The organism is Sodalis sp. C49 (assembly GCF_046352915.1).
Classification (GTDB): Bacteria; Pseudomonadota; Gammaproteobacteria; order Enterobacterales; family Enterobacteriaceae; genus Acerihabitans.
In genome coordinates, this window is sequence record NZ_CP163303.1 from 1,020,698 (window position 1) to 1,036,169 (window position 15,472).

A 15,472-nucleotide genomic window follows, 5' to 3' on the forward strand; every position below is an offset into this window, starting at 1 on the left:
CCCCTTAATTTTTACGGAACATTTTCAGCATGCGCTGAGTCACGGTGAAGCCACCGAAAATATTGATACTGGCAATCAGCACGGCGATAAAGGAAAGGAAAGACACCCATCCGCCATGGCCGATTTGCAGCAGCGCACCAACAACAATTATCCCGGAAATAGCGTTGGTTACCGACATCAGCGGCGTGTGCAACGCGTGACTCACGTTCCAAACAACGTAATAACCCACGATACAGGCCAGGGCAAACACGGTGAAATGCGACAGGAAATCACGCGGCGCCACGTTGGCCAGCCAGCCGAATAAAATAATCGCCAGCGCAATCAGGCCATATTTCAGGGCCGGCGAACTGGGTTTGGCAACCGGTTTCGGCAGCGGAGCGGCGGTCGGCTTCTGCGGCTGGGCGGAAACCTGGATCGGTGGAGCCGGCCAGGTCAGTTCGCCGTCTTTGACTACCGTGACGCCGCGAATGACCGTATCGTCGAAGTCCACCAGGATCTCGCCGTTTTTTTCTTTGCACAGCAGTTTCAGCAGGTTGACCAGGTTGGTGCCGTAGAGCTGGGAGGACTGGGTCGGCAAACGGCTCGGCAGATCGGTATAACCGATAATCCGCACGCCGTTATCGGTAACGGTGATGGTATCGGCCACGGTCAGCTCGCAGTTGCCGCCGGTTTGCGCGGCCAGGTCGACAATCACGCTGCCCGGTTTCATCGAGGCGACCATCTCTTTGGTGATAAGCTTCGGCGCCGGCCGGCCGGGGATCAGCGCGGTGGTGACAATGATATCCACATCCTGCGCCTGGGCGGCGAACAACGCCATTTCGGCCTTGATAAACGCCTCAGACATCACTTTGGCATAACCGTCGCCGCTGCCCGCCTCTTCTTCAAAATCCAGCTCAAGGAATTCCGCGCCCATGCTCTGGACCTGCTCCTTGACTTCGGGACGGGTATCGAAGGCGCGCACTATGGCGCCCATGCTGCCCGCCGCGCCGATGGCGGCAAGCCCGGCGACGCCCGCGCCGATAATCATCACTTTGGCCGGCGGTACTTTACCCGCCGCCGTAATCTGGCCGGTGAAAAAACGGCCGAATTCATGGGCGGCTTCCACTATGGCGCGGTAACCGGCGATATTGGCCATGGAGCTCAGGGCGTCCAGGGACTGCGCGCGGGAAATGCGCGGCACCGAATCCATCGCCATCGCGGTGATCTTGCTGGCGCTGAGTTTTTCCAGCAGCGCAGGATTCTGCGCCGGCCAGATAAAACTGACCAGTGTGCTGCCCGGTTTGATGAGCGGAATTTCATCATCCAGCGGCGCATTGACCTTGAGGATGATATCGGATTGCCAGACATCGGCGGTATCTGTAACAGAGGCGCCGGCCGCCAGAAAGGCCGCGTCTTCAAAACTGGCCAGTTTGCCTGCGCCGCTTTCAATCGCCACGGTAAAGCCGAGTTTGAGCAACTGCTCTACCGTTTTGGGCGTTGCGGCAACGCGGGCCTCATTGGCCAGGCGTTCTTTTGGTACACCAATACGCATAGCTTTCCCTTTTTTAACCGTTTTTTTTAAAGATAACCGTCATCCTGACCCAAAAGTCAAATGTGTCATACGGTAGACCCTGGGATCACCCTACAAGAGCCACACAATAACCTACTGAAAATAGTTTCAGCGGTCTATATTTTGTGCGGACAAACAGCATTTTCCCCTAAAATGGGCGTACTGTTTGCCCCTGCTCAAGCAATTGTTATTCACAGTGACATAAATTGCTGAGACACTCACCATTATTACATGCCATAATCGCCAGCTAATCTGTTATACATCAACAGTTCAGCATGTTTAGCCTGAAAGCGTTTGTCGAAAGGATTTTTTATGAAGCTGAAGAACACATTTTTGGTCTCTGCGTTACTCACTTTGACGGCGTTATCCGCGCAGGCAGCCCAAGAGCTGACGCCGGAAAAAGCCGCCAGTCTGCAGCCGTTTGACCGGATTACGATTACCGGGCGGTTTAACGCCATTGGCGACGCCAACGATGAGATTTCGCGCCGCGCCGATGCCAAAGGCGCCTACGCCTATTATATCCAGGGCATTAACGACGCCAACAACAGCGGCAACTGGCGCGTCACCGCGGACCTGTATCATAAGGACGCCCCCGCCGCCTCGCAGGAAACCCAATACCGCTATTTTAACGGCGTAAAAGAACTGCCGCGCCAGGAAGCCAACCTGCTGGAACCGTATGACACCGTCAGCGTAAAAGGCTTTTTCCATAGCCAGCCTGATATCAACGACGCCATTTCCAAAGCCGCCCAGGCCAAGGGCGCGGCCTCATTCTTTATCGTGCGCCAAATTGACGCCAACGAAGGCGGCAATCAGTTTGTTACCGCCTACGTGTACAAAGCCGACGCCGCCAAGCGCGTAGTGCAAAGCCCGGACGCCATCCCCGCCGATTCGCAGGCGGGTAAAGCCGCGCTGGCCGCCGGCGGCGCCGCCGCCGCCAAGGTCGAAATTCCCGGGGTGGCTTCGTCCGAGTCACCGAGTCGTACCGTCGGCCGGTTCTATGAAACGCAATCCACCACCGGCGGTCGTTACACTGTAACGCTACCCGACGGCACCAAAGTGCAGGAAGTCAATAAAATCACCGCGGCGCAAATGGTGCCTTTCGATTCCGTGACCTTCACCGGGCATTACAACAGTTCAACCGACGTGGCGCATGAAGTCGCCCGGCTCGGCGCGAAAAAAGGCGCCAAATATTATCATATTACCCGGCAATGGGAACAAAACCAGAGCGGCGGCAACCTGACCGTCAGCGCCGATTTGTTTAAATAGCGAATCCGCCGTCCGGCGTGTCGTTGGCAGGCCGGAATGCAGGACAATGAGAATGACGCGCAGCGCGATGGGCAAGGAAACTTGCCCATTTTTATTGGCTGCCGTCAGGCGGCGGGATTTTCGCTTACCAGCGGCAGCACCACGGACAATCGCTCGTCATGCTGGTTAAGCAACAGCTGCTCGCCAAATTCCTGCTGGATTGCGCCGAGCTGCGCGCGATCCAAGGAATACGGCAGCTTGATATCAAAGCGTCCGATACCCTGCTGCTGCGCCAGGGCAATCAGCCTGATGACATTGGTTTCATCATTGACCTGGGTGGACAGGACTTGCAGCGCCAGGGCCTTCAACTGCTCCTGCCGGGTTTGGACATGTTTCTGCGGGGTTTTAGTGACAATGCCGAAGATGGGCATTACGCCATAAATCGCGTCGATGAAACTCCAGCGTTTTTTGCAACTAGCCGAAAGATAATTCGTATAATCAAAGCAGAGTTTTTCGCCTTGACCGGCCGTCGCACGCAGATGATTAGCCATCTAGCCCGTTCCTCTCGTGACCAACCGAAGTTGAATGCCCGTGTTCGAAAAAGTGGCGGTTATTATAGCATATCGCGATCAATAATAGGCGAATCAGCGCCAGATGCCCCCATCACTTAATGGTAAAATTTTGTGCCGCCGGCCCTCCCTTATCGCCGCCGCGGTTCGGCCGCCGGTAAATCGCACCGGTAAAAACCATTAACGCTTATCCGATGGCGCAACATCAATACAGGCGGTATGCTCATGGCGGCTACCGATAACCTTCACCTATTTTGAGCAGATTACTGGCGTTATGAACACGATCGTTTTTGTTGAAGATGATACCGAGGTCGGCAACCTGATTGCCGCGTGGCTAGGCAAACATGACTTCGAGGTAACCATAGAACCCCGCGGCGACCGGGCGCAGGAGGTGATAACCCGGCTTAACCCCGACCTGGTGCTACTGGATATCCTGTTGCCGGGCAAGGACGGCATGACCATCTGCCGCGATCTACGCCCGGTATACGAAGGTCCGATCGTGCTGCTGACCTCCCTGGACAGCGATATGAATCATATTCTGGCGCTGGAGATGGGCGCCAACGACTATATCCTTAAAACGACGCCGCCGGCGGTACTGCTGGCGCGCCTGCGCCTGCACCTGCGGCAGAATACGCTTATCCCGCGCCCCGCCGCGCAGACGCCGGCCACGACCGGCAGCGTGCTGCACTTCGGCCAGTTGAGCATCGATCTGATTAATCGCGAGGTGATTTTAGGGACCGAAACCATCCTGCTCTCGACCTCGGATTTCGAGTTGCTATGGGAGTTGGCCACCCACGCCGGCCATATTATGGACCGCGAGGCTTTGCTCAAAAACCTGCGCGGCGTCAGCTATGACGGTTTGGACCGCAGCATCGACGTGGCTATTTCCCGATTGCGGAAAAAACTTCATGACAACGCGCTGGAGCCGTTCCGGATTAAAACCGTGCGTAATAAAGGCTACCTGTTCGCACCGAATGCGTGGGAGAACGCCGGGTCATGAGGAAACTGTTCATTCAATTTTATCTGCTGCTGTTCGTCTGTTTTCTGGTCATGACCTTACTGGTCGGGCTGGTGTATAAGGTGACGGCCGAACGCGCCGGCAGGAAATCAATGGACGACCTGATGAAAAGCTCGATTTATCTGCTGCGCAACGAGCTGCGCGCCACGCCGCCGCGCGATTGGAATAAAACCATCAATAAGCTGGATCTTAACCTGTCGTTTCAATTGCATATTGAACCGCTGAAAAAGTACCAGTTGAATCCCCATGATGATCTGCGCCTTAGACGTGGCGAAATCGTCGCCCTGGACGATGAATACACTTTTATCCAGCGCATACCGCGCAGTAATTATGTGCTGGCGGTCGGCCCCATACCCTATCTGTTTTTTATTCATGAAATGCGGTTACTGGATTTGGCGCTGCTGGTCTTTATCGGACTCTCCCTGGCGTTTCCGGTATTTATCTGGATGCGGCCGCACTGGCAGGACATGCTGCGGTTAGAAACGGCGGCGCAGCGCCTGGGCGCAGGGTTCCTGGAAGAACGCATCCATTTCGACAGCGCATCAAGCCTGCTGCGTCTCGGCGTAGCCTTCAACCAGATGGCGGATAATGTTAATACCCTGATCGCCAGTAAAAAACAGCTTATCGATAATATCGCCCACGAGTTGCGCACTCCGCTGGTGCGGCTACGCTATCGATTGGCCATGAGCGAAGGGCTGTCCACCGCGGAGCAGGAACGGCTGAATCATGATGTCAGCCAGCTGGAAGGCTTGATCGATGAGCTGTTAACCTTCGCCCGGCTCGACCGGCCCCAGGTCACGCTTAACCTGGCTCCCATGAACCTGCCCGCCTGGCTTACGGAAAAACTCAAGGACATCAGGTTATTGCATCCGGAACGTATTATCGGCCAGGAAATCACCGCCTCCGGCGATTTCGGCCAGGTCGATGCGCGGCTAATGGAACGGGTGCTGGATAATCTGGTGAATAATGCGCTGCGCTACAGCCGGGAAGCCGTTATGGTCCGGCTCGGCATCGAGCGAGGTTACGGCTTCCTGCAGGTTGACGACGACGGGCCGGGCATTCCCCAGGATGAGCGCCTGCGCGTGTTCGAGCCTTTCGTCCGTCTCGACCCCAGCCGCGACCGCAGCACCGGCGGCTGCGGGCTGGGTCTGGCGATCGTACGCTCCATCGCCCTGGCGCATGAAGGCCAGGTGGCGGTGAACGAGAGCCCGCTCGGCGGGGCCAGCTTTTTATACCGCTGGCCGGTAAACCAGGGCGCGCGCGACCCGCTGGCGCTGAAAAGCCCGCTGTAACCTGCGTGGCTGCGGGATGTCAGAAGATATCCGTGGCCGAGGTGGTGGATGGATACACGGAATTGTATGTTGTAACTAAAATACAGCGGCGAGGGTGGTACCTCTTTGTTTCTCCGCCTGTACATTCGGTTACACGCCGAAACCAAACACTCACGGACAACGCGGCGTTAAATCCTTATTGTGTCTTCACCGGCCCCGAATCGGGGTTGTAAATAGAAACCGCAATTCTGAGGATTTGACAATGAAGAAAGTACTTGCACTGGTTATTGCTGCCGCCATGGGATTGTCCACCGCTGCGTTTGCCGCCGATACCACTACGACTACCGCTCCTGCCGCGACGACCACCACCACGACTACCGCTGCACCGGCTAAAACCACCACGACTACTCACAAGAAACACGTGAAGAAAGTGAAAAAAGCAGCCCCTGCGCAAACTGCCCAGGCCGCTAAAAAACACGTGAAGAAAGTGAAGAAAGCCGCTCCGGCGCAGACTGCCCAGGCCGCTAAAAAACACGTGAAAAAAGTGAAGAAAGCCGCTCCGGCCGCTGCCGCTGCCACCACGACCCCTGCATCATAAGATGCGCCGCGCCTGAACCTGGTTTAACGCCGTTCAGGCCGGAGTCGGAATATCATGGCTGTCAGAGCTGATGAAATAGTCATTTTAGCGCATTATTATTGACTCACCGACACCCGGTTCGCCGGGTGTCGGTTTCTTAAGGCTTCGTCTATGCTGCGCCGATATAGGTATGAAATCATCCTGGGTTGCCTGATTATTTGCGCCGTTGTCAGCACCTTCTTTTTTATTTAAGTCCCTTCCCTTGCCCAGCGCCTGCGTATTTTCCGCCTTAACGGCGATCTGTTTTAGCGTGCTGAAACACAACGATTTTTCTCTGTATTCCCCTATTTATAAGCTATATTGAGATAATATTTTTTCATGGATGATATCAGCACTTATCATAAGGCAAGCTTGTATATGCGTATTGTTCCGCTGTTGCTGTGGTGTTTGTTGCCTCTCGCTACCTTTAACGCCGCATCGGCCGGACTGAGTAAAGAACAGAAGGCGCTGTTTTTCGGCCATGACCACCGCCAGGCCATCACCCAGCCGGATGAATGGCCGTGGCAGGCCATCGGGCAGGTGGAGACCGCCAGCGGCAATCTCTGCACCGCCACTCTGATTTCTCCGCACCTGGCGCTGACAGCCGGTCATTGCGTGCTGACCGCGGGCGGCGTTATTGATAAAGCGGTGATGTTGCGTTTCGTGGCGGAAAACCAGCTCTGGCGTTATCAGACCAGCGCCATTGATACGTTGGTCGACAAACAGCTGGGTCAACGCCTGAAACCCTCCGGCGACGGCTGGATCGTGCCGCCCGATGCGGCCGCATTGGATTTCGCCCTTATCCGCCTGACCAAAACATTTAAAAAAATCAAACCACTGCCGCTGTGGCAGGGCGACCATCAGGAACTGACCCTGCAGCTAAAGCAGGCCAATCACCAGGTCACCCAGGCCGGATATCCCGAGGATCACCTGGATACGCTCTATCGTCATCAGGATTGCCTGGTGACCGGCTGGGCGCAGTCGGAGGTGTTATCCCATCGCTGCAACACCCTGCCGGGCGACAGCGGTTCGCCGTTAATGCTGTATACCCTTACCGGCTGGCGTTTAATCGCAATCCAGAGTTCCGCCCCGCTGGGCAAGGACCGTTATCGGGCGGATAACCGCGCGCTGGCGGTGACCGCCATTCAGGATGGCCTGTCGGCATTGGCCGACAAACCGGGGAAAGCCTTGGCGAAGTGAAGGATTTTCAGCGTAGCCCGTTACATTTCCCGATTAACCCGCTATCTGTTCCATCGCCTGCAAGATGCGTTTTTCCGAGACGGGATAAGGCGTGCCGAGCTGCTGGGCAAAATAGCTGACCCGCAGTTCCTCAATCATCCAGCGGATTTCCCTGACATCCTCATCTTCGCGCCGCAGCGGCGGCAGCTTGTCCAGCCACTGGCGCCAGGCTTGCTGCACCTGCTCGACTTTCAACATCTGGGCGCGATCGCGATGCACATCGTTGGGCAGTTTTTCCAGGCGGCGTTCCAGGGCCTGCAGATAACGCAGCGTATCGGGCAGCCGTCGCCAGCCGTTGCCGGTGACGAAACCGCGATAAACCAGGCCGCCCAGCTGCGCCTTGATGTCCGACAGCGCCAGGGCCAGACTGATATCCACCCGTCCTTTCAGGCGTTTATTGATGGCGAACACCGCCGTCAGGATTTGCTCCACCTGCCCGGCAATCTCCACCACCGTCGGGTTCAGGTTGGCGCGCACGTATTCCTGCAGTTCGGCAAACTGCTCCTCGCGCCAGACCAGGCCGCCGCGCTGCTCGATAAGCTTGTCGACGCCGCAGGTAATGCAGTCGTCAATCAGCTCCATCACCTTGCCGAATGGATTGAAATACAGCCCCAGCTTGGCTTTGTTAGGCAATTTTTCATGCAGGTATTTTATCGGCGAGGGGATATTAATCAGCAACAGGCGCCGGATGCCCTGCCACATCGCCCGGCGCTGATCGTGCTCGGTTTCAAACAGGCGGATAGCCACGCTGTCTTTTTCATCCACCAGCGCCGGATATGCCTTGAGCGAATAACCGCCTCTTTTTTGCTCATAGCGCTCGGGTAAATCGCCAAAGCTCCACAGATGTAAATCACGCTGCTCCAGGCCGTCGTCGGCCACGGCGGAAAGGGTTTGCTGCACATTGTCTTTTAGCTGCAGCTTCAGCGCGTCGAGATCCCGGCTTTCTGCCAGCGTCTTATGTTTATCATCCACCACCCGGAACGAGATTTTCAGATGATCCGGCACCTGATCCCACTGCCAGGCGTCGCGGTCGATGCCCACCCCGGTCATGCGCTTGAGCTCGCGCTCCAGCGTATCGAGCAGCGGCCCGTCGGCGGGCGTGGCCCTGCCGAGAAAGGCTTCGGCGTAATTGGGCGCCGGCACAAAGTTACGCCGTAACGGCTTAGGCAGCGATTTAATCAGCGCAATGATAAGCTCCCGCCGCACGCCCGGGATCTGCCAGTCAAAACCGGCGGCGGTGACCTGGTTAAGTACCGGCAGCGGGATATGCACCGTGACCCCGTCCGCGTCCGCGCCGGGTTCGAACTGATAGCTGAGTTTTAATTTCAGATTGCCCTGGTGCCAAACGTTGGGGTAATCCAGGGCGCTTATTGCATCCGCGCCCGGATTGATCAGCATGCTTTTTTCAAAGTTAAGCAGATCGGGGTCCTGTTTGGCCGCCTCTCGCCACCAGCTGTCAAAATGCCGCGCCGAGACCACCTCCGCGCCGATGCGCCGATCGTAAAAGGCAAACAGCGCCTCGTCATCCACCAGGATATCGCGGCGGCGTGATTTATGCTCCAGCTCCTCCACTTCCGTCAATAGCTTGCGGTTGGCATGGAAAAATGCGTGCCGGGTCTGCCACTCGCCGGCCACCAGGGCGAAACGAATAAACAGTTCACGGCACAGCGCCGGATCTATCGCGCTGTAATTGACCTTGCGGCCGGCCACGATGGGCAACCCCAGCAAGGTGACTTTCTCCACCGCCATCACCGACCCCGCCGCCTTTTCCCAATGCGGCTCGCTGTAGCTGCTTTTAACCAGATGCGGGGCCAACGGCTCAATCCATTCCGGGTCGATGCGCGCGGCAATGCGCCCCCACAGCCGGGTGGTCTCCACCAGTTCGGCCACCATGGTCCATTTAGGCGGTTTTTTAAACAGCCCCGAACCGGGGTAAATGGCAAAACGGGCGTTGCGCGCGCCGGTGTATTCTTGTTTTTCAGCGTCCTTTTGCCCGATATGGGACAGCAGGCCCGACAACAGGGCGCAGTGCAGGCCGCGATAATCCGCGGGCTGCGTATTCACCGGCAGCCCGAGGGTTTTTACCGTCTGTCGCAGCTGGGTATAGACATCCTGCCATTCGCGTACCCGCAGGTAGCTGAGGAAATCGACCCGGCACTGACGGCGGAACTGGCTGGAGGACAGCGTCTTCTGCTGTTCCTGCACATAATCCCACAATTTGACGAAGGCGATAAAATCCGATTCTTTATCGGCGAAACGGCGGTGTTTTTCGTCGGCGGCCTGTTTTTTATCCATCGGCCGCTCGCGCGGATCCTGGATGGACAACGCGGCGGCGATCACCATCACCTCGCGCACGCAGGCATTATTACGCGCTTCAAGCACCATCCTGGCCAGCCTGGGGTCGAGCGGCAGCTGCGCCAGCTGGCGGCCCAGCGGGCTAAGCCGGTAGCCGCGCGCGGATTCTGCCTCCAGCGCCCCCAGCTCCTCCAATAACCGCACGCCGTCCTGGATTTGCCGCTTGTCCGGCGCTTCCACAAACGGGAAGGCGGCGATATCGCCAAGGCCGAGCGCGGTCATCTGCAGGATGACCGAGGCCAGATGGGTGCGCAGGATTTCAGGATCGGTAAATTCCGGCCGGGAGAGAAAATCCTGTTCTGAATACAACCGGATGCAGATACCGTCGGATATGCGGCCGCAGCGCCCTTTGCGCTGGTTGGCGGAGGCCTGCGACACCGCCTCGATGGGCAGCCGTTGCACCTTGGTGCGGAAACTGTAGCGGCTGATGCGCGCGGTGCCGGGGTCGATAACATATTTAATGCCGGGCACGGTCAACGAGGTTTCCGCCACATTGGTCGCCAGCACGATACGCCGGCCGCTGTGGGACTGGAATACCCGGTTCTGTTCGCTATTGGACAGGCGGGCGTACAGCGGCAGCACCTCGGTATGGGGCAGGTTGAGCTTGTTCAGGCCATCGGCGGTGTCGCGAATTTCACGCTCGCCGCTCATAAAGATCAGAATATCCCCCGGCGCCTCGTGGCTGAGTTCATCCACCGCGTCGAAAATGGCCTGGGACACGTCACGGTCGCCGTCCTCCTCGCTCTCCACCACCGGACGATAGCGCACCTCCACCGGATAAGTGCGTCCGGAAACCTCGATAATCGGCGCGTTGTTAAAATGGCGCGAAAAGCGCTGCGGGTCGATGGTCGCGGATGTGATAATCACCTTTAAGTCCGGACGTTTCGGCAATAGCTGATGCAGATACCCGAGGATAAAATCGATATTCAGGCTGCGTTCATGCGCTTCGTCGATAATCAGGGTGTCGTACTGCAGCAGTTGCCGATCCTGCTGTATTTCCGCCAGCAGGATACCGTCGGTCATCAGCTTGACCAGCGTGTTGTCGCTTATCTGATCGTTAAAACGCACCTTATACCCCACCGCCCCGCCCAACGGCACCGCCAGCTCCTGGGCGATGCGATCGGCCACGCTGCGCGCCGCCAGGCGCCGGGGCTGGGTATGGCCGATGAGACCGGTGATGCCGCGCCCCAGCTCCAGGCAGATCTTGGGGATCTGGGTGGTCTTGCCGGAGCCGGTTTCACCGGCGACAATCACCACCTGGTTATCGCGGATGGCCTGGAGAATATCCTGGCGTTTCTGGCTGACCGGCAGATTTTCCGGATAGGTTATGGCCGGGCGGGCGGCCAGGCGGTTTGCCGCGCGTTGCGCGGACGCCTGGATATCGGCGGCGATTTGCTCGGCGATAGCGGTCTGCGCCTCGGGCCGGGTGACTTTTTGCGCCCCCTGCAGACGGCGACGTAAAACTGTTTTATCGCGGAGCATAACCGACTCCAGCGAAGCGGACAGTGCCGCCAGCGATGACTTCACGATACCTTTCCTTATACTGCGACCGGATACAGGCGCTGTTCCGGCCCGAATAGAATGTGCTTATGCCGTTAGTTTACCATATCCCCGGCGCCGGCTTTAGCCGCCTTTCCCATCGTTCAGGAAATTCGAACAAACAGCTCGAAATATTGCGCTATCACTGCGGGAGGATAATCAATAGAGTGTTTCTCAACGCCTAAGGGTTAATGACCTATTGAATTATAAGGAACATCTGATGAGCAAAGTATTAATTCTTAAATCGAGTATTCTTGCCACGTTTTCCCAGTCCAACCAGCTGGCCGACTTCTTTATCGAACAATGGCAAAAAAACCACAGCGGCGACGAGATTACGGTACGCGACCTGGCCGCGCAGCCGGTACCCGTACTGGACGGCGAGCTGGTCGGCGCCCTGCGCCCGGCCGACGCGACCCTGACGCCCCGCCAGCAGGAAGCGTTGGATTTATCCGATGAATTGATCAATGAGCTGCAGGCCAACGACGTGATCGTCATTGCCGCGCCGATGTACAACTTCAACATCCCTACCCAGTTAAAGAATTATATTGACCTGATTGCGCGCGCCGGCGTGACCTTTCGCTACAGCGAACAAGGCCCTGAAGGCCTGGTAAAAAACAAAAAAGCGGTGGTGCTGACCACCCGCGGCGGTATCCATAAAGACACCCCCAGCGATCTGGTGACGTCCTATCTGCGCCTGATGCTGGGCTTCCTCGGCATCACCGACGTGGAATTCGTGTTTGCCGAAGGCGTGGCCTACGGTCCGGAAGTGGCGGGCAAAGCCCAGGAAGACGCTAAAGCCGCCATCAGCCAGTTTATCGCCGCCTGATGCCGTGACGGCGGCCATGATGGGTAAGGTCTTCAAGACACCCTGCATCCCGACGTCCCTGGAATACAATCCGCGCGCGGCGCCCTGGCCATCAGTGACGCTGCACGCTTACAGAGTGCAAAAGCGCATCCCGGATGCGCTTTTTTATTTGGCCGGCACGCAAGGCTGCGTCTGCGAGTCCTGGCACAGCGTCGGCTGCAGCAGCGCCACGCTCTGTTTGTCCGCCTTGATGGTAATGTCGTGTTCGATTTTCACGTTCATGTTAATGGTAATTGGTTCGCTGGGCATCGCCAGCTCAATGCGCGGCACGCAGGCGGCGGCGCCCAGCGTCAACAGCAGGCCGGCCAGCTTATATCCTGTGTTCATCTCTCTCTCCTTGCTGCCCCGGCGGGGACGGTGCCGGCCTGTTTTTCCAGGGCCTGCTCCACGTTGGTGCCAAAGCGCAGGCTGCGCCACAGCATGAAAATATTTTCCTGATGATGGTAATTCAACCTGACCTCGCGCTGGGCATTGATTTGCGGATTGGTGCCGATAAAATGCGCCAGTAAATCCAGCTCGCCGTCGCGGTTCACGTTGACATCCGCCCGCAGACGGCTGATTTCCATATAACGCAGCCAGTTGATGGCCGCGCCTGTGGCCAGGTTGCGGCTGCCGATGGCGTCGGCGAATTGTTTATCCAGTCGCAAAGCCATCCGGTTGTCGCCGGCGACCCAGCCGCCGCGGATATACCCCGCCCGATCGCTAAAATGCAGCGGCAGCTCGCCGCTGACACGGCCGGAGAGGGCAAACTGCTTAGGTTTAAGCGCGGTAATCAGTTCGCTCATCTCAATGGATTTGACGCTGAGCACCGCGGCGTCGCGCTGAGGCAGGCTTAGCGGCGTAAGGTGGATCTTGCCGCCCAGCGCGTCCACATCCACGCCGGTGAGCGTCAGCGGACGACGTTCATCATAAGGGTAATACCCCTGTAGTCCTATCGCCAGGTTATTCAGCGTCACCGGGGTGATAATCGTCGCGACACGCAGGCTGACCGGCTGTTTTACGCCCAGTTGCCAGCGCTGGTCCTGCAAACGATAAGAAAGCCCGAGCGCAACGCCCGACAGATGATTTTCGCCCACCCACACCTCTCCCTGGCCGACGGTGGCATGTCCGCCGGCCAGGAAGCCTTGGCCGATAGCGGCGGAAAACGCGCTTTGCGCGTTGAATTGCCCGTCGCGCAGGGTAATGCGCAAATCCGGCGCCAGTAAGGTCTGAAAGACCTTCAGCGGCTGTTTCGGCCACCAGGCCTGCCCGCGCAGTCGGTTGCCGTCCCAGCGGCCGTTCAGGCGCACCGGCCCGGTAACGCCGGCCTGAAGCTGGCCTTGCCACAGAAAATCCTGCGGCGTGGTGCCGGTGAAACGCAGCGTCATCACCGGCCGGGGCAAATAGCCGCCGCGGGCAATATCGATCCGGCGGGCATTGACCCGCAGCGCGCCGCTGAAGGCCGGATTATGCTCCCCACGGCGCCAGCGCAGCGGCGCCGTAAGCGCCAGGCGCGGGACGGCAACGCTGACCAGACCGTAGTGGATTTGATCGAGGCCGCTGGACAACTCCGTCAGTTCAATCTGGTCCGCCAGCCAGGATCCGCGTCCCGCGATATCCCACCGCGCCTCGAACGGCGTCAGGTTGCCCCCGCCCCAATAACGCCAGCGCCACTCGCCCTTATCGGGCAGGAAATCCAGCGCGCGGCCGTCCATATGCAGGGTGAAGTGCCCGTAATCCGGCACGTTAGCCTGTAAGATGGCCTGCAATCGCCCGCTGAGGCCCCGGGATGACACTTGCACGCCGGCCAGCGGCAGGCGCGCGCTGTTAATGCTCAGCGCCTCGGAAATCAGTCCGGTGACGCGCAATAACGCCCCGGGCAGCAGCGCCAGGGTCGGATCGGTGAGCAATCCGCGCAACTGGCCGGGAATCGACGCGCTTAACGAGAGCCCCCCCTGGTTGGCCGTGCCGGTAAAACGGAAATCCAGCGCATTGTCACTCAGGCGCAGCGGGCCGGGGCCGACGGTCAATACGGCATTGGCCTTGCCGCGCAGGCCCTGGGTCAGCATATTCATGCGCGCCGTTAATCCCAGCGCGTCGGGACCGTCCAGCCAATGCGCCAGGGTCAGGGCGATATTGCCCGACAGGGGCTGGGTGGCATAGGGCCAGCGCCACTCGCCGTCGGTAATCTGCAGGTCATCGCCGGCGATGCGCCAGGGCAAGCGCGCCAGCCTGATATCGGTTTGACCGTCGGTCACCAATAACTCCCCCTGCCGCTGCCGCCAGCTGATATCGGCGTTCACCGGCCTGCCGTCGGCCAATACCAGGCCGGCGGTCAGTTCACCCTGTTCCGGCGGCATCATCACCTGGGGCGACAACGTCATGTCCCCGGTTAACCCGATGCGCAGCGCCCCGGATAATACCGTCGGTCGCGCGGGAAATAGCGGTGCCGGCTGGGGCGGCCCGGCTAACGACGCCGGCGCGGGGTTCTGTAAGCCGAAGGGCGCGTTGAAGACCGGCAGCGCCGGTAAGGCCCGCGGGGGCTGCGGCTGCGCGCCGGTAAACGTCAATTCGCTTATCGACAGTTGACGGTCGCGCAACGACAAGGCCAGGCGCAGATGTTCATTGTGGTAATATGCCCGGGTGCCGGCGGCAAGATGCTCCAGTTCCAGTCCGCCGGCATAGGCCTGCCAGGGCGCCACCGTCAGGCGGCCGATGCCGAGCGTAAAGCGCGGCAGAACCTGCTCGACGGCCGCCCAGGTCAGCGGCTCGCCGCTTTCTTCACGCGCGCGGGGCGCATTACAGGTGCTGTCCACCGTTACCTGGCCGGCGAGGATGCGCCATGCGCCGTCCTGGCGCCGGGCGCTGATATTCTGGCCGGTTATCCAGACGCAGGACGGACGGTTTAACGCAAAGCCGGGCAAAATCACCGTCCCCTGATGCCAGCGCGGCCGGCCGGTCAGGGTAATATCGACATCGGCGGGCAGCACCAACCGCGCCGCCACCGGCAGCCAGAGCGGTAAAAAAAACCACCCCACTGCCACCGACAGCCCAAGAAGCGCCAGCAGCAACAGGGCAACCGCTCCGGAACGGCGTAGAAAAAGGCCTGTGCGCCTGTATGCGCCTGATGCGTCGGTCATGACATTCCTTATTGTCCCTAAGCCTGCAAGATACCATAATTATATTCCACGCAACATTTTAGGTGATACGGCACAAACGCGTACTTT

The 15,472-nt window shown here is 58.6% G+C and carries 11 protein-coding genes; 6 read left to right on the forward strand and 5 right to left on the reverse strand.

Annotation, left to right across the window (positions count from 1 at the left end; all coding sequences use genetic code 11):
• Positions 1 to 4 precede the first annotated feature (4 nt).
• A complete protein-coding gene (pntA, locus tag ABUK12_RS04520; RefSeq protein WP_410015157.1) occupies positions 5 to 1,531 on the reverse strand; it encodes a Re/Si-specific NAD(P)(+) transhydrogenase subunit alpha in 1,527 nt (508 codons plus the stop codon).
• A gap of 330 nt (positions 1,532 to 1,861) precedes the next feature.
• Between pntA and ydgH the strand changes: the two genes are divergently transcribed.
• Entirely contained in the window at positions 1,862 to 2,815 is a 954-nt protein-coding gene (gene ydgH, locus ABUK12_RS04525) for a DUF1471 family protein YdgH (protein WP_410015158.1), read from the forward strand.
• 104 nt (positions 2,816 to 2,919) lie between these two features.
• Here the strand turns inward: ydgH and ABUK12_RS04530 are convergent, their stop codons facing one another.
• Positions 2,920 to 3,345, reverse strand: a complete 426-nt coding sequence (locus ABUK12_RS04530) for a hypothetical protein (protein ID WP_410015159.1) — start codon at positions 3,343 to 3,345, stop codon at positions 2,920 to 2,922.
• Positions 3,346 to 3,637: 292 nt separating this feature from the next.
• Here ABUK12_RS04530 and rstA point away from each other — a divergent pair, with 292 nt between their 5' ends.
• The 4 genes from rstA to ABUK12_RS04550 all read left to right on the forward strand — a co-directional run bounded on the left by rstA (position 3,638) and on the right by ABUK12_RS04550 (position 7,468).
• A complete protein-coding gene (rstA, locus tag ABUK12_RS04535; protein ID WP_410015160.1) occupies positions 3,638 to 4,363 on the forward strand; it encodes a two-component system response regulator RstA in 726 nt (241 codons plus the stop codon).
• Positions 4,360 to 5,673 (forward strand): two-component system sensor histidine kinase RstB, encoded by a 1,314-nt coding sequence (gene rstB, locus ABUK12_RS04540; RefSeq protein ID WP_410015161.1) that lies wholly within the window; start codon positions 4,360 to 4,362, stop codon positions 5,671 to 5,673. The genes rstA and rstB overlap by 4 nt, the downstream gene beginning before the upstream one ends.
• Positions 5,674 to 5,914: 241 nt before the next feature.
• Complete coding sequence (gene asr / locus ABUK12_RS04545; RefSeq protein WP_410015162.1) at positions 5,915 to 6,250, forward strand: acid resistance repetitive basic protein Asr; 336 nt, start codon at positions 5,915 to 5,917, stop codon at positions 6,248 to 6,250.
• 396 nt (positions 6,251 to 6,646) lie between these two features.
• Positions 6,647 to 7,468, forward strand: a complete 822-nt coding sequence (locus ABUK12_RS04550; protein WP_410015163.1) for a trypsin-like serine peptidase — start codon at positions 6,647 to 6,649, stop codon at positions 7,466 to 7,468.
• Positions 7,469 to 7,501: 33 nt separating this feature from the next.
• Here the strand turns inward: ABUK12_RS04550 and hrpA are convergent, their stop codons facing one another.
• Positions 7,502 to 11,389: an ATP-dependent RNA helicase HrpA gene (gene hrpA, locus ABUK12_RS04555; RefSeq protein WP_410015164.1), complete on the reverse strand. Its 3,888-nt coding sequence runs from the start codon at positions 11,387 to 11,389 to the stop codon at positions 7,502 to 7,504.
• A 232-nt stretch (positions 11,390 to 11,621) separates the two neighbouring features.
• Here hrpA and ABUK12_RS04560 point away from each other — a divergent pair, with 232 nt between their 5' ends.
• Positions 11,622 to 12,227 carry an FMN-dependent NADH-azoreductase gene (locus ABUK12_RS04560; protein ID WP_410015165.1) on the forward strand — a complete coding sequence of 202 codons (606 nt, stop codon included), beginning with the start codon at positions 11,622 to 11,624 and terminating at the stop codon, positions 12,225 to 12,227.
• 144 nt (positions 12,228 to 12,371) lie between these two features.
• On the opposite strand, the gene ABUK12_RS04565 is transcribed toward ABUK12_RS04560, so the two are convergent.
• Entirely contained in the window at positions 12,372 to 12,593 is a 222-nt protein-coding gene (locus tag ABUK12_RS04565) for a YnbE family lipoprotein (protein ID WP_410015166.1), read from the reverse strand.
• A complete protein-coding gene (locus ABUK12_RS04570) occupies positions 12,590 to 15,385 on the reverse strand; it encodes a YdbH family protein (RefSeq protein WP_410015167.1) in 2,796 nt (931 codons plus the stop codon). Before ABUK12_RS04570 ends, ABUK12_RS04565 begins: the two co-directional genes overlap by 4 nt.
• Positions 15,386 to 15,472: the final 87 nt, after the last annotated feature.